Annotated in this window: 18 protein-coding genes; 4 read left to right on the top strand and 14 right to left on the bottom strand. The window is 46.4% G+C overall.

Annotated elements, in window-relative coordinates:
- Positions 1-328: 328 nt before the first annotated feature.
- Entirely contained in the window at positions 329-1915 is a 1587-nt protein-coding gene (locus tag QMA13_RS10540; protein ID WP_282941324.1) for a sulfatase-like hydrolase/transferase, read from the top strand.
- A 41-nt stretch (positions 1916-1956) separates the two neighbouring features.
- Here QMA13_RS10540 and QMA13_RS10535 read toward each other — a convergent pair whose 3' ends face one another.
- Together QMA13_RS10535 and QMA13_RS10530 are read right to left on the bottom strand one after the other, a co-directional pair.
- Positions 1957-3123, bottom strand: coding sequence for an alginate lyase family protein (locus tag QMA13_RS10535; protein ID WP_282941323.1), 1167 nt, complete (start codon positions 3121-3123; stop codon positions 1957-1959).
- Between the two features lie 71 nt (positions 3124-3194).
- A complete protein-coding gene (locus QMA13_RS10530; protein ID WP_282941322.1) occupies positions 3195-4151 on the bottom strand; it encodes an AraC family transcriptional regulator in 957 nt (318 codons plus the stop codon).
- Between the two features lie 261 nt (positions 4152-4412).
- On the opposite strand from QMA13_RS10530, the gene QMA13_RS10525 reads away from it, so the two are divergent.
- Both QMA13_RS10525 and QMA13_RS10520 read left to right on the top strand, forming a co-directional pair.
- Positions 4413-5489: a Gfo/Idh/MocA family protein gene (locus QMA13_RS10525; RefSeq protein ID WP_282943367.1), complete on the top strand. Its 1077-nt coding sequence runs from the start codon at positions 4413-4415 to the stop codon at positions 5487-5489.
- Positions 5490-5549: 60 nt separating this feature from the next.
- Positions 5550-6398, top strand: coding sequence for a sugar phosphate isomerase/epimerase family protein (locus QMA13_RS10520; protein ID WP_282941321.1), 849 nt, complete (start codon positions 5550-5552; stop codon positions 6396-6398).
- A gap of 73 nt (positions 6399-6471) precedes the next feature.
- On the opposite strand, the gene QMA13_RS10515 is transcribed toward QMA13_RS10520, so the two are convergent.
- The 10 genes from QMA13_RS10515 to QMA13_RS10470 all read right to left on the bottom strand — a co-directional run bounded on the left by QMA13_RS10515 (position 6472) and on the right by QMA13_RS10470 (position 18878).
- Positions 6472-7107 (bottom strand): SGNH/GDSL hydrolase family protein, encoded by a 636-nt coding sequence (locus QMA13_RS10515; protein WP_282941320.1) that lies wholly within the window; start codon positions 7105-7107, stop codon positions 6472-6474.
- A 60-nt stretch (positions 7108-7167) separates the two neighbouring features.
- Positions 7168-9258: a TIM-barrel domain-containing protein gene (locus QMA13_RS10510; RefSeq protein WP_282941319.1), complete on the bottom strand. Its 2091-nt coding sequence runs from the start codon at positions 9256-9258 to the stop codon at positions 7168-7170.
- A gap of 65 nt (positions 9259-9323) precedes the next feature.
- Positions 9324-10967 (bottom strand): extracellular solute-binding protein, encoded by a 1644-nt coding sequence (locus QMA13_RS10505; RefSeq protein WP_282941318.1) that lies wholly within the window; start codon positions 10965-10967, stop codon positions 9324-9326.
- 45 nt (positions 10968-11012) lie between these two features.
- Positions 11013-12884 (bottom strand): cache domain-containing sensor histidine kinase, encoded by a 1872-nt coding sequence (locus QMA13_RS10500; RefSeq protein WP_282941317.1) that lies wholly within the window; start codon positions 12882-12884, stop codon positions 11013-11015.
- Positions 12885-13907 (bottom strand): response regulator, encoded by a 1023-nt coding sequence (locus tag QMA13_RS10495; protein ID WP_282941316.1) that lies wholly within the window; start codon positions 13905-13907, stop codon positions 12885-12887.
- Between the two features lie 288 nt (positions 13908-14195).
- The gene (locus QMA13_RS10490) at positions 14196-14522 is read right to left on the bottom strand and encodes a DUF6506 family protein (protein ID WP_282941315.1); all 327 of its coding nucleotides are present in this window, start codon (positions 14520-14522) and stop codon (positions 14196-14198) included.
- A 35-nt stretch (positions 14523-14557) separates the two neighbouring features.
- Complete coding sequence (gene ku / locus QMA13_RS10485; protein ID WP_282941314.1) at positions 14558-15433, bottom strand: non-homologous end joining protein Ku; 876 nt, start codon at positions 15431-15433, stop codon at positions 14558-14560.
- 78 nt (positions 15434-15511) lie between these two features.
- The gene (locus tag QMA13_RS10480) at positions 15512-16765 is read right to left on the bottom strand and encodes a DUF445 domain-containing protein (RefSeq protein WP_282941313.1); all 1254 of its coding nucleotides are present in this window, start codon (positions 16763-16765) and stop codon (positions 15512-15514) included.
- A gap of 388 nt (positions 16766-17153) precedes the next feature.
- A complete protein-coding gene (locus tag QMA13_RS10475; protein WP_282941312.1) occupies positions 17154-18116 on the bottom strand; it encodes a bile acid:sodium symporter family protein in 963 nt (320 codons plus the stop codon).
- 147 nt (positions 18117-18263) lie between these two features.
- Positions 18264-18878 carry a fumarylacetoacetate hydrolase family protein gene (locus QMA13_RS10470; RefSeq protein WP_282941311.1) on the bottom strand — a complete coding sequence of 205 codons (615 nt, stop codon included), beginning with the start codon at positions 18876-18878 and terminating at the stop codon, positions 18264-18266.
- A 171-nt stretch (positions 18879-19049) separates the two neighbouring features.
- Between QMA13_RS10470 and mraY the strand changes: the two genes are divergently transcribed.
- The gene (gene mraY, locus QMA13_RS10465) at positions 19050-20006 is read left to right on the top strand and encodes a phospho-N-acetylmuramoyl-pentapeptide-transferase (protein ID WP_282941310.1); all 957 of its coding nucleotides are present in this window, start codon (positions 19050-19052) and stop codon (positions 20004-20006) included.
- A gap of 66 nt (positions 20007-20072) precedes the next feature.
- Here the strand turns inward: mraY and QMA13_RS10460 are convergent, their stop codons facing one another.
- On the bottom strand, positions 20073-20585 hold the full coding sequence (locus QMA13_RS10460) for an adenine phosphoribosyltransferase (RefSeq protein WP_282941309.1): 513 nt from the start codon (positions 20583-20585) through the stop codon (positions 20073-20075).
- Positions 20582-23026, bottom strand: coding sequence for a single-stranded-DNA-specific exonuclease RecJ (gene recJ / locus QMA13_RS10455; protein WP_282941308.1), 2445 nt, complete (start codon positions 23024-23026; stop codon positions 20582-20584). Before recJ ends, QMA13_RS10460 begins: the two co-directional genes overlap by 4 nt.
- Positions 23027-23074: the final 48 nt, after the last annotated feature.

Below are 23074 nucleotides of genomic sequence, written 5' to 3'. Positions count from 1 at the left end.
ATGCCTCCTTACTTACATCCCTTTTTACGAAAAAGCTCTGTCTACATCCTTTCATAGATGCACGACCGCGTTCATCGGTAGTTTTTATCACCAATAGAAAATCTTCACACTCCGTTAGTACTTTAGCGAACTCAATCTTTCCTATATGGTAAAAAAGCGTATGAATGTAACTTTAGTGGATACTCTGAGGGACGTCAACGGATTTTTCAAATAAAATCAAGAAATCTACCCATGAAATGGAATAATGATAACGCTTTCTAAAGTGGTTTTACCCCGTAAGGCTCCGTGCTATAATAGGAACAGTTATGTTGAAATAGGAGCCGTGTCCATGTCGTTCAAATCATTTCGCCGCTTCCCTGCTTGGATGCGTCTGGCCGCATTCTTCATTGCAGCAGGGTTATTCGCACTACTTCGCACTTCCTCTACGGAAGAGGCTCCTGCACCTAGAAAACCGCTTCAGCTGGATATTACTACAGAGGATTGGAGCAAAGAGGAGCTTGAGCGAAGCCCCAATGTGATCGTCGTTCTAAGTGAAGCGTTCTGGGATCCAACCCTCATTGAAGGCCTTACCTTCAGCAGAGACCCTATCCCGACCTATCATGCTCTGAAAGAGAAGTATACGAGCGGGTGGATGCTGTCTCCTCAATTCGGAGGAGGTACTGCTAATGTAGAGCTTGAGGTGCTGACAGGCAACTCGATGCGTTTTTTGCCAGAAGGCTCGATTGCTTACGAACAGTTTATTAAAAGGGACGTTGATTCCCTGGCAAGCATTTTAGCAAGACAAGGTTATACGACTACGGCCATCAGTCCTTTTTATAATTGGTATTTTGACAGCCGCAACGTGTACAGGCATTTCGGCTTCTCCCGCTTCATCAGCTTTGAATATTTCGATCCTAACGAATATGTTGGGCCTTATATCGGTGATCATGCCGTAGCCAAACGAATTATTGAAGAAAATGAACGCAGTGAAGGACCCGATTTTATTTTTGCCAATACGATGGAAAATCATTATCACTACTGGTCTAACAAATTTAAACGCAATACAATTGAAATTAAAGATACGAAAGGCAATATGTCGGGTGAAGCGTTAAGTCTTTTGGAAACGTATGCACAAGGAGCCAGCGGAGCGGATGCAATGCTTCATGAGCTAGTAGATCACTATAGCCAAGTGAAGGAACCGACTATTATCGTCTTTTTCGGCGATCATCTCCCTTTTCTGGAAGATGATTACTTCGTATATCGTGAAAGCCAGTATATTCAAGGTGAGAAAGATCCGAATTTTCTGGAGAAAATGCACAATGTCCCGGTAGTCGTATGGAACAACTATATGCCGAATGCCAAAGAAACGCTGCATATTAGTCCTTCCTTTCTCGGACCGTATGTTTTGCAGCTTGCCAAGCTCAAAGGTAGCAGCTTTACCGACTACCTATCGCGGCTGTCCAAGCAAATCCCTATCATTCCACCGACACAGTACTATGAAGCCATGAACATCAAAGAAGAAGATTTGACCGAATACAAAGCAAGACAAGAACAAATATTGTTTGGGACCAGCGGTCAGGAGCAATCCGAGGAACCTGCTACCTCCACATTCATCATGGGTTATGGCGACCCTTTCATTACATCTGTAACTCCGGACAAAATAGCGTCAGGAGACAGCATTGTCTCCGACCTTAAGAAGACAACGACGGTTACCGTCAAAGGAGGCCGCTTCGGAATTGCTTCTACTATCTATGCCAACGGCAAACCGCAGACGACAACATGGATTTCCGAGGAAACGATGACAGCCGTTATTCCGAAAGAACTTATAGAGAAATCAACAAGCCTTGAGCTGCAAGTCAAAGTTGTGGATGAAAAAGAAACCGTACTAGGTCAATCACAGCCCTACTCCATTCCAATAGCTAGTAAAAAGCCCTGAGCGACGATTCAAGTCTCTCGGGGCTTTCCCTTTTCCTTTGCTTATATAGTAACCAAAGGATAAATCAAGTTGTTTCGATTTGAAGATAATTCTCCGCGTAGTCTCAGCTCTCGAACAGTGCTAAGATACGATTCCTTCGGATAGATCATCGCCGCAGCGCTTATAAGCTCCAATCCCCAGCCTGTTTTCATCGGCTTAATCTGTTCATATGGCCAACGTTCCTCCGAAATAAGATACGGAAGCAAGTAATCCATTCCTTTCTCGATACTTCTTCCGTCCCCCGATACATAGCCCTGTATATCAGATTCGAGGCGTTGACCCATTCTTGAAAGGAAGCAAAACCCGAGAAGATTCATAACCGAGTAGCTTAAGCCAAGCGTCCTCCCCGCCTCATGAGGCTGGAGCCCATCCGGTTCAATCTGCGATTGAATGCGTCCATACACGTTAGTCCTTAGCACCTCCCAAGCAAGCTCCTTCTGCTCCGAGAATAATGCAAATTGGACTACCTGCAAATCGTAATAGGTGCCGTGATTATTATGCTCCTTCGCTTCCTCTAATCCGTAGGTGCTGCTGAGGAGCCACTGCAGGAAATCGCGGAACCACTGCTGCAGTCTTTGATGATCTGCCCGGCTCCATGCAGGAGATTGCTCCAGCAAACCTACCGCCTCCACCAGCTTGCAATAATTCCAGGTTTCAATAATGCCGATACCTCGCCCATCACAAATTCCCGGTATCCCCTGTCCAAAGTTCAAGTTCGGATTCACTTTCGTCTCCTCATCCAGAAACCACGTCCGCAACAGCACTGCCGCCCGTTCCCCGTAAAGCTCCGAATCAAGATAATAGTAGGCAAGAGCCAGCGTCTCGACTTGATCGCATAAAGTCTCCAACTTGGGCAGATCGAATAACCTTGAAGCCGGATTGACCTCTCCGTCGCGACGAATATACGGAAGGCCATCAGCCGTATCTGGATTGGGCCACCAATAAGGCCCCATGCTCATGTAATCATGCTTATCCCCGCTAGGAGGAAGCTTAGGCTTGTTAACAACAGTAGCTGGCTCACTCAAGAGAGCTGCTTCTGCATCCGAGCGAAGCCGATTCAGTGCTGGAAGCAAATCTTCGTCTCCGTCCTGCAAGCGAGTCTTAGCGAGTTTCAGCGCTTCCGCATTCCAGATAAACAGATTCGGTGTCTTATCCTCAGTTGTTCTCATAATCGAGCTCCTTATCCATGACAGCCAGCTAACGCTGCTGTTTTGTGTATATTGATAGTTAGAATGAACAATTATTGTTGTATCCCCTTCAGCTTGCGATAAGCTGCAGGAGTCATTCCCTTCATTTCCCGAAAAATTCGAGAAAAGGTGTTATAAGATCCATAACCTGTTTCCAAAGCAATGTCCGAGACATTCATTTCGGTAGAAATAAGCAGTGCACAGGCTTGACGAATTCGTACCTCATGTACAAAAGCTAGAAAATTTTGTCCAATAGCTTTTTTGAACAGCTCACTCAAATACGGCACACTGAATCCGAATCTCTCTGCAACGCCCGTTAACGTCAGCTCATCTTGATAGTGAGTGTGGATGTAACGAATGACCTGCCAAATGTTCCCCTTCGGCTGTGATCTATCCCTCAGGCACAGATATTCTGTCTTTGCGGCGGAGAGTCCTGCACTTCTGCGGAATCGATCAAAGCGGACTAACACTTCCGTCAGCTTGGCTTTGAGCAGTGCGTGCTTCCACACACCTTCCCCCACATATTCCCTGAGCATTTCCTCCAAGGCCGCAACAAAATAGGCATGCTCCGCCTCGGCTATTTGAGCAAAAGGCGGCAGCGATTCCTCTGCATGGAGCCAATCGATTCCCGGCATTTGCTCCCCTTGACCATACAAATGAATCCCAAAATTGCAATTATATAAAACCAGCGGAGTGCCTGGCTCTGAGATGATCTCGTGATATTGATACGGCAAGACAAGCGTAAACGTACCCGGCATCATCCGGTGCTCCACTCCGTTAATGATTTCCGAACCGTATCCCTCAATCACATACGAGAACTCCATAAAATCGTGCCGATGCGATTCAAATCCGTTTTCCAGCCTATGAATTTTCACATGAAAAGGAAGCGATGAATCCATATTCGGATAGTGGGTTACATATCGCGGAATGACAGCCATAGCCAATTTCACCCCTGCTGAAATATTGGGATAACTACCGTAATAAATGGGACGCATTTTATTCCGTTCCATCTTACTATAAGAAAGAAATCGCTTCCTGACAATATTCGGTTTCTAAGCTTATGCTTTCGAAGTTAGTTTTTCTTCGAAAAACTCTAAGTCTATGCTTTCGAAGTTAGTTTTTCTTCGAAAAACTCTAAGTCTATGCTTTCGAAGTTAGTTTTTCTTCGAAAAACTCTAAGTCTATGCTTTCGAAGTTAGTTTTTCTTCGAAAAACTCTAAGTCTATGCTTTCGAAGTTAGTTTTTCTTCGAAAAACTCTAAGGAGGGTCCAATCATGAAATCAGAAAAAATCCGCATCGGCGTCATAGGAGCAGGCAACATAGGCCGAGTCCATATCGAAACCTTTCAAAAGCTCCCGCAAGACGCCGTTGTAACAGCCGTTACGGATACTTATTTACCTCTCGCACAGCAGCGCGCTGTCGAGTATAACATTCCCCACTGTTACGAAACGGCAGAGCAGCTCATCTCCGATCCGGAAATCGACGCCATTGTGATCGGAGTTCCTAACAAATGGCATGCTCCGCTTGCCGTTCAAGCTCTTAAAGCCGGTAAGCATGTATTGTTGGAAAAGCCGATGGCCATTGACGTCCCGTCAGCGCGAGAAATCGTTAACGCTCAACGCGAGAGCGGTAGGGTGCTCATGATACCTCATCAAATGCGCTGGGAATGGCTTCCACTTCAGCTGAAGCAGCAGGTTGATAAAGGCTCATTTGGGCGTATATACAACGCTAAGGTCGGTTGGTTTCGACGTAAAGGAATTCCTGGCTGGGGAACATGGTTCACCCAAAGTGAGGAATCCGGAGGAGGCCCCTTAATCGATATCGGGGTACATATGCTGGACTTGGCCTTCTTCCTCATGGGTAATCCGAAGCCTGTTTCCGTTTATGGTTCTACCTATGCGGAATTCGGACCGAAAAAGCGTGGTATCGGTACTTGGGGCACACCTAATTGGAACGGTCGCTTCGATGTCGAGGACCTGGCAACCGCTCTTATCAAAATGGAAGACGGCAGCACGTTGTCCCTAGAAGTCAGCTGGGCCGTTCATATGGACACGGACAGCCAGCATTTCATTCATCTGATGGGCTCTGAAGGCGGAGCTTCTATTCGCGGCAATCAAGGAAAGCTGCTCACGGAAACATTTGAACGTGCTGCAGAAGTGAGCTTAGCCACTCCTGATAAAGACGAAGGTGGCAGAATTCGCTTGAGCCGACATTTTATCGAGTGCATTCGCGAAGGCAAGCAGCCTGATACTTCAGTCATGACCGGATTTACTAATAATCTGATTCTTGATGCTATCTATGAATCATCCCGAACCGGTCACGAGGTTATTTTGGATTGGACTGTATAACCCGTCCTATATGTTGGCCGTACGGATTAGGAATACACATGAACTAAAGGAGGCTGCACCATGTTAAAGGGTTTGACACGTGCCGGGATAGGCAATGTAGGTTCCATTGAGCCGTTTATTCAAGCTGCTGCGAATTACGGTTTCGATGCCATCGCTGTCGATGGAAAAGAACTTGAGCAATGGATAGACCATAGAGGTCTCACCGGCGCTCAAGCTATTCTAAAAGAGTACGGCATACAAATAGCCACAATAGGACTTCCCGTTCAATGGCGGACTACGGAGGAGGAATTTCTTGCTGGGCTTCCAACCCTAACTCGCCAGGCAGAAGCTGCCGCATCTCTGGGCTGCACAGCCTGCTGCACTTATGTGCTGCCGTCTACAGACCATGACTCAGCCCATTTTATGGCCCTAGCTACCCGGAGATTGCGAACCTGCGCTCAAATCTTAGCCCCCTTCGGCATTCGCCTTGGTTTGGAATTCGTAGGCCCGCATCACCTTCGTACGAACTGGAAAAATCCTTTCATTTGGGGATTGCAAGAAACGGTGGATTGGATCGAGACCATTGGGGAACGAAATGTGGGCTTGCTGTTTGACAGCTACCATTGGTATACAAATGAGCTTGAAATAGATGACATCCTAAAGCTGGATGCATCGCAAATTGTCCTTGTACATATCAACGACGCTCCAAACGTCGCTGTCGCCGATGTATTAGATAATGACAGACTGTTTCCCGGTGAAGGAGTCATTGACCTTACAGGATTTCTTCAAGCCTTGCAGCAAATTGGGTATCGAGGGGTCATTGCTCAAGAGATTTTGACTCCGAAGCCTTTGGAGGAGCCTAGTGAGCTGCTATTGAAGCGGTCACAGGAAGCCTTCCGTACAGTGTACCGTGCAGCAGGACTAGAATAATACAAAAAGCCCCGACAGGCAGGACGCGCTGTGAAATTCAACGCATCCCGTTCCCGTCGGGGCTTTTTTCAAATTACAATTGTACCGCTCCTACGGCTTGAAGCCACGCTCTAGCGATCAGCGCATGACCTGCCGGAGAAGGATGCACACCATCCGGTGCCCAGTAAGCCGAATTTGCCCTTATGGAAGCTTGCGCAAATAAGCCGTCTAACGACACTAGCTTGGCTCCGTATTCACGTGCCAGCTCCCGAACGACATGAATTTTCGGGTCCAAGTCTTCTCTCCACAGCTTACGGTCCTCCGGCACTGGGAGCACGAACGGCTCGATCAGGATTAGCTTGGCTTCCAGCTTTGCCATCTGGCCCAGCAAATCTCTGTATCCTGATTCATACTGCTCTGTCGAAGTAGGATCATTGCGATCATATCTTCTCCATGTATCATTAATTCCGATGTAAATGGATACTACGTTCGGTTTCAGATCAAGGCAGTCTTCAACCCATCGTGATTGAAGATCCTTAACCCGGTTGCCGCTAATTCCGCGATTAAGAAACTGCACCTGCTTCTCCGGATAAAGAGCAGAGAACTGAGCAGCAGCCATAAGGGCGTATCCTTTTCCCAGATCGTTCCCGTCTTCCCTGACTCGCTTGGCATCCGTTATACTATCCCCTTGAAATAATACGATATCTCCTTGCTCAATCCATGTCGACATGGTTGCATCCACCCCAATATTAAATGATATTGTAATTCAATTTTCATAAACGTTTATCGTCTATTTTTCTGACTGATGATGAAATACCCAATCCAATGTACTGTAGGCCGAGCTCCAGTCTTCCCCTGCATCAGAAACCGATCCGGTTAACATACCGTCTGCTCCTGCTTGTACTTCCAAGGTTATCCAACGATACTCACCCGATTCATAAGCGAAGCTAACGCCATCGTCATCGAATAGTTCAAACCGTCCGGGAGCATTACCGTAATGATGCAGCTCTAGTGCAACAGCTTCTCCTGCTTTAGGAGCATGCTGCATCACCGGCATCATAGGGATAATCGCACCGTTCTTCACAAACACAGGAATTCGCTCCAAGCCTGCGCTTACCCGGATCGTACGGCCTCCTTCCAATCGCTCACCGGTTTCAAAGTCATACCAGACACCAGAAGGTAAATAAACATTGCGCTCGCTTTCCCCCTCAAATAGAGGCGCAACTAGCAAGGAATCACCTACCATGAACTGGTCGTCCACATCTGTATCGCTCACACCTCCGTAAGCAAAGTCTGTGGAGTCAAGAGCATGTTCTTGTCCTGCAGCTTCCACAGAAGAGCCCGCCTCCAGCTGCATGGAACGAATCGGTGGAATTCCTTCAAAGCAGTATCGAGCAAACGCAGAATATAAATATGGAATAAGCCGCATACGCAGTGTAATATATTTTTTTACAATCGCTTCCACTTCAGGATATGACCATGGCTTCGTTCCGTCCGCCCAAGCATTGACCATCGCAAGCGGCGAGAAGCATACGACCTGCATACGCCGCACCCAATCCTCCGCATTCCGTGCCTTGCGTACCTCCGGAGTCCAGAGAAGCCCGCTAAAGCTGGAGCTGCACATCCCTCTCACGAATTGACGATGATCGTATAAATCAGAGTAGAGAACGTAAGGCAGCGAGGAAGCCGCAGCTGAGGAAGCTCGAGCCAGTCCATATGTGCGACGATTTTTGCTGCGATATACATCATCCGTCATTTTCTGAATCATAAGACCGTACAGCTGTCGCATCTGCTCGCCATCTGCTCCCGAAGGGAACTTTGCATGCGCCGGATAAATCCATGAATTGCGGGTTAGCTCACTACCATCGCATTCATCCAGCTTGTAGCCGGATACACCGATATCAACATGCTCGGTCCCGTGCTGCTTCATATAGATTTCTCTGGCTTCTTCCAGTGTGTAGTCCGGTACAAGCCCATGCCATACCGTATGGGAACCGGATAGCGGTACTAACGGCTCATAGATGGCTGCATCCGGTGAGACATAAGGATGCTCCCACAAATTGATTTGAAAGCCTTGCTCGGCCATGCCCTTAACGAAGCTTTCGGGTTCAGGGAACCTCTCGCGGTTCCATTCATAAGTGACAGGGTAGCTTTTGCTGTGCCAGCCGGGCTCTAAGCCGATAACATCACATGGAAACTCTTTTTCGCGGAAAGACATAGCCTCATCCATGACCTGCTCAGCCGTGTATGCTTTCGGCACACGATGCCAGAAGCCCAGACCCCACTTGGGCGGCAGCACCCCGCCTCCATGGAACAGATTATACCTTCTTACAACGTCCAACGTTGTCGGCCCGCCGAACAAGTACAGCTCTACGCCAGGCTCATCGATCACAATTTCTACCGTATCTGAAACCGGTGTAGCTTTCCAAGACCGATCCGCATTGCGATCCTTAGCTTCCCCGCTTAATCCGCTATAAAGACGAACAGCAGAACCGCAGTATATGGAAACAATCCGTGATGTATTAACCATAACTCCATATCCCCGGCTCGATACGTAGAAGGGAACCGGAGCATGAGTTTCTCCCGTATCCTGTTTAGGATCACTGTTCACCCGCAAATAGCGGGTACGCCCCCGATGGTTAAGCTTTAACAGCTGAAGTCCCAGCCCATACAGCCCTTCCTCCCGCTCCAAGGGCAGCGTAATGACCGTTTGCTTTCCTGTAACCTGCACGTGGATTTGTTCCGAATCCAATGGAAAAGAAGCCGTGTTCATTGCTTGCAAAGCTTCGGTTTTAGGCTCCTTCCTATCACGGACATCGGAGATAGAGAAGCTGTTTCTCCAGCCTTCAAGGTCCAAATGCCGGGTGCGGTTTGTTTCCATTCCTTGTTTAACATAGTTACACTCTCCTTATAAGGTATCGTCTATTTCAGCCTAAGCCACAATGTTTACGACTTCTTTAGACGGTTATCGTACGCCTCTTGGTAGATTTCCAAGTAACGCTTCAAGTTCAAGCTTTTATCCAATGTCTGGACATAGCTATCCCATTCCGCATCAATGTCGGCATCCCCCATGACGGCTCTCGCTAAAAATTCCCTGCGGTAGTTATCAATAGGGCTGATTAAATCAGTTAGTTCTTCCGCTTGATCATTCGTAAAAAACATGGGCGGAACGACCTTGGAAGCATCCATTTTAAAAGGCTCATAATTCTTCTTGGTTTCCTGATACAATACAACTTCCAACGGATTCTCAGCATCTGCCGCCTGACTCAACCGCCACTCGCTGGATCGGAAGGAGGGCCCTGTTTGAGACCAGTGAACGTTCTGCATCTTGCCGAAGCTAACAAGCTGCTTCCATCTGGCGTGGTGACCGTCAATCCCGTTGTCGGTTTCCTCGGCCCAGGTCCATTCCTTCCCCGGACGGCCAACTGTTCCTCTTAACGCAGCTTCCCCACTGTAGAGCAAATCAGCCAATCGAAATGCAGCTTCCGGGCTTCGAGCTTTATTAGTAATAATAAAAGCGCCCTGTGCGACCGAGCCATAAGGATTAGTCACAGCCGTTCGCCAGCCACCTGGTCCCTTTAGCGGAGGTACGGTCACATACTGCTTCCACCGGCTCTTGTCCATGGAGCTGAATACTGATGGGTTCTGTGCAGGCGTTGCTCCAATCAGCGCGTCGTTCGGGCTATCACCTAGTTGCTTCAGTTGGTTGCGATCCTGCGTAAAGGATTGGGCTGCAAGCAGACCTTCATCGTACAGCTTATGTAAATATTTTAGACCGTCCTTCCATCCCGGCTGGATATATGCCGCCTGAATGGTTCCATCCTTCACAAACATATGATTGCCGTCACTTTCAATGAAAGATTCCATTATGAACGATTCGATATTTCCTGAGGGAGCATTCGTTGCCCCTACTAGCGGAATCTCGTCAGCTTCCCCATTCATGTTCGGATCCCTCTCCTTAAACGCTTTCAGAACCTCGAAGAACTCATCCACCGTTGTCGGCACTTGTAATCCCAGATTGCTCAACCATACCGAATTGATCCACATCTTCGTTCCCATTGTGCAATGGTAGCATTCGTTGATTAAGGGCAAGCCGTATATACTGCCATCCGGTGCCGTTATCATATCTTTAACATACGGCGCTTCATCAAACATTTTCTTCGTCTCAGTTCCGTATTTATCGATCAAATCATTAAGAGGAAGAAATACTCCGTCCTTGCCATACAAGGATTGCAGCAATGGTTTTACATTCAATCCCAGAAAAATGTCCGGATAGTTGCCGCTTGCTAACGATAAAGACAATTTTTGTTCGGCGCTTTTTGCAGGCACGACCTCCCACTCAATACGCAGATTTGTTTTTTCTTCGATCCATTTGCTAAATTCATTTGTGGCAAAATTCTCAACTCGGTTATTGTCCATGACCATGATCCTGATCTTGGTCGGTTCTTTCGTTATAGGGAAAACACCGGCAGGACTAACGGTAATAGCCACATTCTCTTTGTCTTTCCGCTCCTCCTCGGGCTCACATCCGTTGATTAACATAAGCGTGCCAGCAAGGAGAACAAGCATTGCAGTCTTATCTTTATGCATCGCTTTTACCTAACCTTTTCCAGATGAAATGACATTCATCCATCGTTACCCGCGCATTTCTAGAGCGCTTTGAAGTGACCGCACTTCCTTCGGAGTACCGGAGTTGGAGAGTATTTTTGCCGTAAAATCAAATGGACGCTTGTCCGGCATTCGTAACGTTATCGTCGTTCCTTGTCCTGACACGCCATGAATTGAGAGGCCGTATTGCTCTCCGAAAACCATCCGAATCCGGTTATGCACATTCAGCAGTCCGATCCCTCCATCCGGCCCCTCTGCCCCTGCAGCTCGTTGAACTGCCATTCCGGATAGCAGCTCTGTCAGCTCCTTTTGCCGCTCTTCAGTAACTCCTATGCCATTATCCGCAATCGTTACCAGCAGATCGTTCTCTTCGACCTTCATCCCGATACGAATATAATGATGTTCCTCGATCCCGTCGGGAAACGCATGCTTAAACGCATTCTCGACCACCGGTTGCAATGAAAGTCGCACCATGGTTTTCAGCAAATATTCCGGCGGGATATCGACTTGAATCTCGAACTGCCTCTCAAATCGATGATTCATAATCGTCATAAAATGAAGAATATGCTTCAACTCGTTCGCTACGGTTATTTCCTCTAAATCGGTTCGGATCGAATATCTCAGCATGTAGGAAAGCGATCGAACGATATCTTTGATCTCTTCTGAATCCTGCACCACTGCATAACAAATAACGGTTTCTAATGTATTGTACAAAAAGTGTGGATTGATCTGCAGCTGAAGCGCTTGAAATTCGGCTGCCTGCCTTTTAAGCTGATCCTCCTGATTTTTTAGCTCCGCCGCGTAGACCTGATCAACCAGATCCGATAGCCTTGCTACCATCACGTTATAGCTTCGAATCAAGCGGTCAATTTCATCCTTATCTCCTGTCATCGGAACTTGTGTCCAGTTCCCCTTCTCCGTCTGACGCATTCCCAGTTCCAGGCGTTGAATGGGTCGAATAATGGTTTTTCCGAACCGAAACGCAAGCAAGAATGCGAGGCATAGTGCTACCGCACATGTAATAATTGTCGTCTGCCGAATATTCAAAACCGGCTGCCTCAGCTCATTTAATGGCATGGAGGCGACAAGCGTCCAGCCGGAATAATCGGAGCGCCTGCTAAAGTTCATTCTCTCGCTTTCATCCTCGGATACGAAGAAGCGATTGGAGTTCTCCTGCAGCTGCTTGAACAATTGACCTTCGAGCTGCTTGCCGATCTTGGAAGCGATAGGATGATAGACGATGCGCCCCCGGTCATTCACGATATAAAAATAACCGTTCTCCCCAAGGTTAATCCCTTTCCACAGCGTGTTCAACTCTTCAATTTTCAGCTCGATGCCGAGAATCCCCTTAAACGCCTTTGAGGTCTGTCTGCCAGAAATTTTACGAGCTAATGCCAAATTCCCATTAGTAAAGCTCCAATCCAAGATGGTCAGGCTGCCGTCTTCCTTCGTCATATTTTTCAATTCATCCAAACTATCGGCTATCATCGACCCGTTAATCGATAGGTTTGCTGCATTCACATCCACAACACTAGTGCCGTTGTAGCCGACGAAGTACATTAAACTGATTTCCGGATTGTTGATGAAGCTAGGCTGCATGACTTTTTCTTTAATCTGGTTTGGCAGTGTGAACATGGAATAGAAGCTTTTGTCATTCACATCCAGGAACTCCTTGACCGTCGATGAAGCCAGCGCCGATAAAGTAACTCGTTCATAGTTTTTTAAGTATAAGTCCGTGTGGTGCATTCCATTGTCAACAATCTGGGTTAATAGCTTCTCTGTTTGACGATCGAGCTCCTTCGAAGATTGGAAGTAAAGCGTCACTCCGATAATGGAGGATGATAACACGATGACAATAATAAAATAAAAAAACATTTTTAAGGCTAAGCTGGATTTCATTTATTTGATCCCTAACAACTGCCGATATTCCGAAGGAGAGATACCGGTCATTTTCTTGAAAATTTTAGAAAAATGAGGATAGTTTTGATAACCGATTTCCATCCCTACATCCACAATTTTATAATGCGGCATCTCAAGAAGTCTTTTTGCCATTTCGATTCGCTTTTTCATCCGGTATTGGACGAAAGTTTCATTGGTCATTTTTTTAAAATAATAACTGAAATAGGTAGGAGCAAGCCCAACCTTCTCCGCAACCGCCTCTAAACTGATTTCTTCCGTTATATGTTCATCAATGTAGGCTTTGGCCTCTTCAAATACATTCTTCTGATTGCCTCCGCGCCATTGAACCAGTTGGTCACATAAATGAATGAGCTCTGACTCGAAGCGTTCAAGCACTTCGTCATGATTAAGCAGCGTTTTAAAAGGAGATTGCAAGTTGAACTGATACAGCTCGCGCCCGTTCAATTTCTTAATCAAAACTCTCAATGCTTCCGCAACCGTCTGCTGCAGCTGCTCTGTCGTCAATCTGCCGGACAGATCGTCTCCCCTCCAGCGCGCAAGCAAACGATCGACGACCTCGAAATCAGACGCCCAAATAGCTGCTTCAGCCTGCTCCAGCCACTCCTCATAAGCGGAGATCGAGATAGAATGCGTTTGCTCCTCATAAAGGAAACGGTCTAATACAGGATACAGCTCCACTTCAGTTACCGGCTTTAATAAATACTCTTTCACACCGTAAGTCAAGCATTTCTGAGCATACGTGAAATCTCCGTAACCTGAGATGACAACCGTACGTAGATGCAGATTCATTTGGGAAATTTCTCTGCACAGTTCCAAGCCATCCATTTTGGGCATCCGAATATCCGTAAATACCATATCCGGATTATGCTTGCGAATTTCTGCCAAAGCCTCGACTCCATTAGGAACCGCTTGAACTTGAATGGCCTGGTTATACTGCTTGATCAGCTTCATTAATCCAGCCCGGATCATGGGTTCATCATCGACGATAAGGATTTGCTTCATCCATTCATCCCTTCTCTTCCATCCGTTTCTAAGATGCGATTATGTTTCCGATGCCAGTTCATATGAGCCGAGAATGATTGAAAACGTTTAACTTAATATTATAGCGCTTACATTATTCATGCAGAATTTGGTGCTTAAACATTATTTTACTACAAACTGAATCAATAGGACACCCTGTACTCACGATTTTCTGCCCTCTCGAGGCGTATACAAGAGCTAATCCAGTTCAAATCAACTGAAAAAAGCCAGCTCAGGATTGAGCCAGCTCTTAGTCTTTAGATTCGGGAACTATTTTTCGCTTGAAAAATCCGGTGCAAGCAAGTCTAGCATAGGTTTGCGTGCTTCCGGTCCATATGCGACACTACCAACAGGAACTTTATGTTGTAAAGCCTCACTTACTTTTGCTATCCATAGGGGTCCGAACCCCCCGCATAATTCAATCATTTGAACGCCATCTTTAACAAGCTGCTGAGCAATGGGAATGACACGTTCTTTTTCTTCAAAATCAATCCCGATAGCCGTAAATTTACAAGCTTCATTTCTAGTGCTGATTGTGTTTTTCTCAGGACTGAATTGGGGAGACAAGTATATGTAAGCCCAGTTATGGAGAGCCAATTTAGTTTCCTCCAATCGAAATCATTATGCTTTTACTATGATGCAGATTCCTCAGCTGATGAAACGGAGGCCGATTTCGTTTGGCGTTTTGATTTTGACTTGGCTTTTTTGGTGACAATTGGATCAACATCAGCTGCAGCGGGCTTTAATGCTTCCAAACTCGCTTGCAAAGCGCTCATTAAATCCATAATTCCTGCCTGCGGCGGCGTCGCAGGGGCAATTCTTATGTCTTCGCCGGCAATTTTCCGTTGTATGGCATCGATCAGATTCAAACGATAGTCATCGTGGTAAAGTGTTGGATCGAATGGGCTTGTAAGCTGCCCAATAAGCATTTGTGCCATTTGCAGCTCTTTCTCGTTAATCATAGGCTCAGCTGGCACATTTGGGACCAACTGAACCGGTCGGATCTCATCAGGGTAAAATATCGTTTCCAGCGCGAGACAGCCATCGACAATCCGGATCACAGCCAGGCTTTTCTTGGAGCGGATTGCTATTTGTCCGACAGCAATTTTACCGCTCAGCTGTAGTGCCTTCACTAATAAACTATACGCATTAGCACCAAGATCACCTGGTCCTAAATAATACGTTTTTTGATAATAAACCGGGTCTATTTCAGAAGGATCTACAAAGTGAAGTATCCGGATTTCCTTATTCGTTTCCGGCATGAGACTATCCAGCTCTTCCTTCTCGAACAAAACAAACTTATGCTTCTCGTACTCGTATCCGCGGCTCACTTGCTCCCATTCCACTTCACGCTGGCATGCCGGACAGTTGCGCAACTGGTTCAGCGGAGAGCCGCATTCTCTATGAACATATTTTAAAGCGATATCTTTGTCTTCCGTCGCGGAATACATCTTGACCGGAACATGGACCAGTCCGAAGCTGATAGCTCCTTTCCAAACCGTATGCATCTGCACGCCTCCTTGAAATGGATGATTACGTTTCTATCATTTCCATTTCATAGAGAACCTATACTTGATATAGTCCGTTTACCCAATTATCGCTTTCACAGCCGCGAGTCCAATCCCGATTAGAAAACCGCAAATGGCCCCGTTGACCCGAATCCACTGCAGATCCTTACCCACTTTATCCTCCATAAGCTCAATAAGTGTCTCATCATCAAACCGATCTATATTTTCTTTAATTAATGCCCCAATCTTGTGATGATTACCTTCGATCCAACGGGCGATCTGCTCACGCAGCCCACGCTCCAATCGGTTAAGAAGCTCTTCATCGGACTCAATTCGATGGATCATGCGCGATGCGAACGGAATGACGTATGCTTCGGCGAAATTCTCCTCACGAACCCATTCCAAGGCCTTTTGCTGAAGTCGCTGCAGAAGCTCAAGCAGTTTATCTCCCAGATTCCATTGGGTTATTAGCTGCTCCTTCCAGTTATTCATCTCTGCCGCGATATTATCCCGATGCATAGGATTATCCAGCCATTGATGCAAAGATTGAATGACTGCTCTCCGGTTCGCATTGTCCTTCATACGCAAGCCTTCAATACCGGTAAGAATAAACTGTTGAATCAAGCCACCCAGTTTCTCTTCATTAAAGTAGCCAACGAAGGCATTCAGAGCGAATTGCATAAAACCGTTCGTCTTGAGATGAGACAGTGCCTGAACTGCCATGACTCCCATTCTCTCGCGGATTTCTTCTTTCATAACCAATTGCTCGGACAAATCAAGGACGAAATCGAACACTTTTTCATCGTATCGTCTGTCATAGACTTGCTCCAGCAAATTATTCAGTAAACTCCTCATATCTAAAGCTTCCAACAGCTTTTGAATTTCTTTTTCTCCATAAGCCGCGATTTTCTCCAAAGGAAGCTGCATGATCAAATACTCACTAATGGACGCTATGCCTGCTTTGGCTCCCGTTGTACCTAATTGTTCCTCCGCTCCACGAAGAAGACGAATGACCAATGGGATTTGCGACAGCTTGTCCATAATGCTTTGCTTGCTCAGTAAATCATCTTGTATGGTGGAGATGAAGGCTTTGGCTACTTTGTCGCGGTTTTTAGGCAGTAATGCCGTATGCGGGATCGGAATGCCTAACGGATGGCGAAACAATGCAGTTACTGCAAACCAATCCGCAAGACCGCCAACGAGTCCTGCTTCAAAACCGCTTTGCGCGAAGCGCACCCAGGGCACTGTCCCATCCAAAAATAATGTGCCTACGAAGCCTGCGGCCATGACTCCGAGTGATAATGTTGCCGTATGCTTGGAATTTCCACTCACTTGAATTTTCTCCCTCTTGTATGCAGCCGGTCTGTCCGACTATGTTCTATTTACTCTATTATAGAACATGTTGAGGAAAAAAATCAAATCTGTTTCATTTATTTGCTATGACAGGCAGATAGACGTGCTTTTTTTACTATATAAAAAAATAAAGCAGCCATGTTGGCTGCTAAGTATTACGAATACCGAGGTGCTGACGGTAGGTGGGGTATCTTCTGGAGGAGCGAAGCGACCGCCTTTGTTATAGGGAAATCACCGCCGTAAAGCGAATAAATTGAAAATTTCCTTATAACAACAGCGGCCGGAGGGAGATACCCCACCGGAGTATCACACACGCACGCTTCCGATGCTTCATGGGTTTCTCGGCTTCCTAAATGGCTGCTTTATTTCACGCCGCCTGCGACGGCTGATTTTTCAAACGATACTTTTTATCCAAGTTATGCCCATACAATGCAGCCAACAGCTGCTGGAACAGCATGCCGGCAATAACCGGAAGAACAACTGGAGGAGGGAAGAAGTTGATAGCCAGTACAGCTCCGGCGCTCAGATTGCGCATTCCTGAATTGAAGGTCAGAGCTACCGTCACATCCCTATCCCACTTCATCCATCTAGATACAAGCCATCCGGCCAAATAACCTACTGTAGCGCATACGAAAGCGACCACAATAATCTCAACTAGTTTAGCGTTCATTTCCTTCAAGTGAGGCGCAACGACGGAACTGTTAATCGCCACAACGATGAACAAACCGATTTTCGTAAAGGGGGCTAAACGAGGGCCCCAGGTTGTTTTGATTTTCCCTTTAGTCAGATGATTAAGAATCATTCCAACAATGGAGGGCACGACGACCATCCACAAAAGCCCATTCATCATGGCCAACACATCCAAATGAACTTTGGCACCAACGATCCATGACAAGCTCAGTGGTACGATAAACGGAGACAAGAGAGTATCCAGCAATATCAAAGCCAAGGTTAACGCTATATTGCCGCCGTATATGGTCACCCATACTAAGCTGACTACCCCTGTCGGGATGACAAATAACAGAACAAATCCGGTTTGTGTCAGATCATCGCCTGGGAACACCAACGACCCGGCTGCCCAGCCCAATAGCGGCATGGCGATGTGTAAAATTAAGAATGTAGCGATGATAGGCAGAGGGTGCTTCATCACCTTACCTAAATCACGAAAGTTTGAACCGATGCTACCTGCAAAGGTCATAACCGCAAAAATCCAAGACACAAGAAAGCTTAATGAGTGAAGCCAAGCCGAGCACAGCAGTCCCACAAGCACAGCTGTCGGTGTAAGCAGCGGCATTACTTTTTCCAACGCTTTATTCAGTTTAAATAACATATCCAGCCCTCTTTTGTCGTCGACTTGTTATGCTAGCATATATTTCTTGCCAGAAACCTAAAATAATCCGATCGGCTTCATCAGCATCAAGTCTATTCTAGCACAATTTTGTTAACAAAAGGCTTCTTTTTTTCAAAATGGTGTCTGTCAAGTGCCCAAATGGAGTGTGTGCCGGATACGGCCAAGCTGCGGACTTCTCATTTCAATGACATCTCCGGTTCTGCATATCCGTGGGTTTGCCGGTGTTCCGCTCAAAATGATGTCTCCTGCCCGCAGGGTCATAATATCCGAAATATGTGCAACCAACCAATGTGCCGAAAACATCATCTCTTTCGTATTATCCATTTGAATACACTCCCCGTTAACCCACATCTCCAGCTGTACGTCATTTGGATCCGATAATTGGACCATTTCTCCAATTGGTGTCGTCTGATCATACATTTTAAATCTTCCCGATTCGAAATGCGTACTTGCCGTAATGTCATTGGAAATGGCGTACCCCGCCACAACAGAAGGAACGTCCTTTTCAGTGACATGCTTCACTTCTTGACCAATCACTACAGCCATCTCTACTTCACAAAAATATTCCGGCATTTGTGGTGACAAAAATAGTTCAGCCGCTGTGGTTAAGCTTTCAGGCGATTTGAGGGACAACGTTGGCGCCTCTTGATGAAAAATGCCTCTTTGTGCGCGAAAGGCCTTGAAGTTAGGCCCTACGCTGATGATTTTGCGAGATTGCTGAATCCATTCATTAATTAGCATGCGAAGCCTCCTCGTGTAAGAACGTTCATGATTTGTAAAAAACAAGAAAAATAATCGCTGTATTTTTCGCTTTTAAATTTCTACTTTTCCCATAACAATAAGGTAAGACTTGCCCAAAGTGGAATAACCATTTCAATATTGAGTATCCATTCGTGAAGGAAGTGAAATCCTGTGTTTTCGAACAGCTTGATCCTATTTGGCATGACCTTTCTGCTTGTAGCTTGTTTGTGCCCTGTTCTGATATTCGGTTTACGTACGCTCCGACTAACGCAACCCATCCGCTCCCAGCTTCCGTCCAGTCATCAGGCTAAACGCGGAACGCCATTGATGGCAGGTTTTATTCTTATTACAGGTACTGTCGTTCTTCTGATCATGCATCCGGGTCCGATCGTCTATTTTCTATGTACTGTTTATTTATTGTTTAGCGTAATTGGATGCATTGATGATATGAACAAAGCAGTGTACCAGAATCCAGACGGGATACGAGGCACTACCAAGCTGACTTTACAGTTCTTTGCTACCGGAATGCTTCTCTTTTATTACAGTCAACTCGTTCCGATCGACTCCAGCATTATGCTTTTTGGCGGTTACATTCTGGATTTTCATCCTATGCTGTACATAACTGTAATTCTGTTATTTATTATTGGGACAGCCAATGCCGTGAATTTTACAGATGGTTTGGACGGCCTGCTTATTTTCACATCCATTCCCACCTTTTTATTCTTTTTTGCTATTTCCCATTCATGGGAGGTTCAGCTGTTTTGCCTCGCAATGATTGCCGGACTGCTTGGTTTGTTGATATATAACATCTATCCAGCCAAAGCCTTCATGGGTGATACAGGCTCTCTAGCCATAGGTGGATCACTGGCCTTTTTGTCCGTGGTTGAAAAGGTGGAGCTGCTCATTCCTCTTCTTTTTTTCGTCTATTTCGCAGAGCAGATATCCGTCATTCTGCAAGTCATTTACTACAAGAAGACACGGCTGCGCTTGTTTAAGATGGCCCCGATTCATTACCACTATAGTTTAAAATACGGCTGGAGCGAAACGAAATTAGTGTGGATCTTCGGTGGTGTTTCAAGCTTTTGCTCTCTATTAAGCTGGATATTATGGAACTATGGGATGCAATAACGAAGCAGGCTTGGTACGAAAAAACTCCTGATACACCAATGTATCAGGAGTGAAGACATGTGAAAATTAATATTTCACAAGAGAAATAACATCAATGGAACCCAGCTTCTCGCGGCCATTCAGCTCTTCAAGCTCAATTAAAAATGCAGAACCCACAATTTCTCCGCCAAGCTGCTCAATCAGGTTGATAGAGGTAGCGATAGTACCACCCGTTGCCAGCAAATCATCTGCAATCAGCACTTTTTGACCAGGCTTGATCGCGTCATCATGCATAGCCAGCTTATCCTTGCCGTACTCTAACGCATAGTCTGCTTCAATGGTTTTACCAGGAAGCTTACCGCTTTTACGAATCGGTACAAAGCCGATTCCTAATTCCACTGCCAAAGGTGCCCCGATGACGAAGCCTCTTGCTTCCGGTCCGGCAATAAGATCGATTTCTTTGCCTTTCAATTGTCTAGCCAGCTCTTGAATGACTTCTTTGTATACAGGGCCGTTGTTCAGTAAAGTAGTAATATCTTTAAAGCTGATGCCCGGCTGAGGGAAATCCTCGATTACGCGAATGTGCTCTTTGAAATTCATATAATTTCCTCCAATGATGGTTTCGTTTGATATTGAACATTGAGCAGCCACTCAACCAATTGCTGAGCAGTTGAATATAGCAAAGTCTCTTCAACTTCCAAGCTTTGCTGCCTCAATTGATACAATTTGGATGTAGTCAATTCTTTTTTGACCGGATTAGGAACCGGCGTGTAGCCTTCAGTAGAGCGTCTAATAAATCCTAATTCAATAAAAACATCCAGCATGAACAGGATAGCATCCTTCGAATGCCCAGATCGTTTAGACAGCACGTCAACAAAGTAATTCCCCTTTACTATGGAATCCCCTTGTTTTTGAACTGCGCCATAAACCGTTTTGAACATATCCCTGTTGGGCAATGCTCCTTGCTGCTGTAGCGAGCCTGAGAACACGGCATACCAGCGCTGTACATGGGACGCAGTTGATACAAGCTGCTCAATAGTTTCAACGGAATCAGGCATATCGTAAAGAATAATATCCGTTATACTTGAGAACTTTTGCTGGCGTGCAAGTTCATTGCAAGGTATGCACGACTCCGAACCAGAGCCATCTAACCCCCATATGGGGTATTGCTTGGAATATTTCATCCTCAGCTGCTTATCTTCAGGACGAAACGTCATAATCGCAGGAAGTGCGCTTCCCTCCTGGACATCATGCAGTTGAGCCAATCGCTCAGCCAAATCGCTAAGATTCCTATCCAGCTTCGAGCCTCCGCGCCAATCGAACAACTGTATGTATGGAATGCATACATCCTGAATCATTAGCTGCGGCTTGCGCACGCCGTTCCATTCATTAATGGATAGTTCCCCTAGCACATCTAGAGAGGCCGTAGAAGAAATCCAGGGAAGCACTGAGGACTTGTTAAAACCAACTGCATCTATGGCTACAGAAGCCTCGTCCTTGCTCTTCAACAGCGTCATTTTTATATGCTGTTGCTCTTTGCCAATGGTCCGCATCTCCTGGCAGATTACATTCGAAAACACGAATTTAGGCATAGGATTTCCCATCCCAAACGGGCCAAGCTGCTCTAGCTGCTGGATCGTTTCTACACCCACTTCATCCAGCGATCCGGTCATATCCGCTTGAATAATCGGAATGAAGTCATCTGAACTTAACCATTCATCGGCTAGCACATTGAGACGACGCTCCAGCTCAGGCAGATTCTCTCTAGAAAGTGTCATACCTGCGGCTGCTTGGTGACCTCCAAAATGCTCCATCAAATCATGGCAGTGCGTCAGAGCTTGATGCAAGTCATATCCAGCAATTGAGCGGGCAGAGCCTTTGGCCATCCCAGTCTCCTTGTCAATCCCAAGAATAATCGTAGGGCGGTAAAACTTGTCCATCAATTTGGACGCGACTATTCCTATGACACCTACGTTCCACTGCTCATGTGCCAGAACGATAACATTTTTTATCCCCGCAGACTTCTGTTCTTCCACCATACTCATTGCCTGCTTGGTCATTTCATCTACGATTCGCTGCCGCTCTTTATTGAGAGAATCGAGTTCATAAGCCAACGTCTCCGCTTCTTGCCGATTATCAGTGGTAAGCAGCTTCACAGCATCATCCGCATTGTTAAGCCTTCCGCTTGCGTTAATTCTCGGAGCAAGGGTAAACCCTATATGAGTGGAGTTAACATCCTTCATTTGGACTCCTGCAACATCGAGAAGGGCTCTTATCCCCCAGTTAGAGGAGCTCCGCATACGCTTGATACCCTGCCTAACAATGACACGGTTCTCACCCAGCAGCTGCATTAAATCGGCAACAGTACCGATAGCTGCAAATTCCAGCAGCTCTTCGGGCCACCGATCCAGCAGTGCTTGAGCCAGCTTAAGCGCAACGCCTACTCCGGCAAGCTGTTTAAACGGATAAGGACAACCCGGCTTCTTCGGATTGATAATAGCGTAAGCTTCGGGTAGTACTTCCGGAGGCTCGTGATGATCCGTAACAATGACATCAATTCCCAGTTCAGCCGCATAAGCAATCTCTGACACCGCACTAATCCCAGTATCCACTGTAACGATAAGCTGAACGCCCTGCTGCTGCGCTAAATCTATAGCCGTTTTATTTAGCCCGTATCCTTCAAGGACGCGGTGAGGAATATAATAATCAAATGAAGCATTGAGCTGCCGCAGCAAATGGACCATTAGCGTCGTGCTGCTCACTCCGTCCGCATCATAGTCTCCATAAACCCGTATTTTTTCTCCGCGCTCCAGAGCCTGCCGAATTCGAAGCACTGCACTCTCCATACCATCTAAAAGGAACGGATCGTGGATATGATCCGTTCCTCCATATAAAAAAGCAGCAGCATGTTCTTTGTCGGTCATCCCACGGCCTACAAGCAGACGGGCTACCAACGGTGAGATCTCCAGTTCTTTTGCAAGAACCTCGGCCTGCCGTTCGTCCGTCTCGCTTATGTTCCATCTTGCTCGTGCTTGAAGCATGCTGTCCCTCCTTAGAGCTTTCCGTAGGAAAGCTTTCCTCGCAAACAT

Source organism: Paenibacillus sp. RC67 (assembly GCF_030020805.1).
In the GTDB taxonomy this organism is placed as follows: domain Bacteria; phylum Bacillota; class Bacilli; order Paenibacillales; family NBRC-103111; genus Paenibacillus_S.
The sequence above is the reverse complement of the archived record's forward strand: the minus strand, read 5'-3'. Positions and strand labels throughout refer to the sequence as shown.

Bases quoted from the DNA above. Each gene is read 5' to 3' on its own strand.
- QMA13_RS10510 (WP_282941319.1), bottom strand. From the start codon at position 9,258: ATGGAAACAAACCGCACCCGGCATTTGGACCTTGAAGGCTGGAGAAAC.
- QMA13_RS10535 (WP_282941323.1), bottom strand. From the start codon at position 3,123: ATGAGAACAACTGAGGATAAGACACCGAATCTGTTTATCTGGAATGCG.
- QMA13_RS10470 (WP_282941311.1), bottom strand. From the start codon at position 18,878: ATGCTAATTAATGAATGGATTCAGCAATCTCGCAAAATCATCAGCGTA.
- QMA13_RS10515 (WP_282941320.1), bottom strand. From the start codon at position 7,107: ATGTCGACATGGATTGAGCAAGGAGATATCGTATTATTTCAAGGGGAT.
- recJ (WP_282941308.1), bottom strand. From the start codon at position 23,026: ATGCTTCAAGCACGAGCAAGATGGAACATAAGCGAGACGGACGAACGG.
- QMA13_RS10495 (WP_282941316.1), bottom strand. From the start codon at position 13,907: ATGAAGCAAATCCTTATCGTCGATGATGAACCCATGATCCGGGCTGGA.
- QMA13_RS10505 (WP_282941318.1), bottom strand. From the start codon at position 10,967: ATGCATAAAGATAAGACTGCAATGCTTGTTCTCCTTGCTGGCACGCTT.
- QMA13_RS10530 (WP_282941322.1), bottom strand. From the start codon at position 4,151: ATGGAACGGAATAAAATGCGTCCCATTTATTACGGTAGTTATCCCAAT.
- QMA13_RS10500 (WP_282941317.1), bottom strand. From the start codon at position 12,884: ATGAAATCCAGCTTAGCCTTAAAAATGTTTTTTTATTTTATTATTGTC.
- ku (WP_282941314.1), bottom strand. From the start codon at position 15,433: ATGCATACGGTTTGGAAAGGAGCTATCAGCTTCGGACTGGTCCATGTT.
- QMA13_RS10520 (WP_282941321.1), top strand. From the start codon at position 5,550: ATGTTAAAGGGTTTGACACGTGCCGGGATAGGCAATGTAGGTTCCATT.
- QMA13_RS10460 (WP_282941309.1), bottom strand. From the start codon at position 20,585: ATGAATTTCAAAGAGCACATTCGCGTAATCGAGGATTTCCCTCAGCCG.
- QMA13_RS10540 (WP_282941324.1), top strand. From the start codon at position 329: ATGTCGTTCAAATCATTTCGCCGCTTCCCTGCTTGGATGCGTCTGGCC.
- QMA13_RS10475 (WP_282941312.1), bottom strand. From the start codon at position 18,116: ATGTTATTTAAACTGAATAAAGCGTTGGAAAAAGTAATGCCGCTGCTT.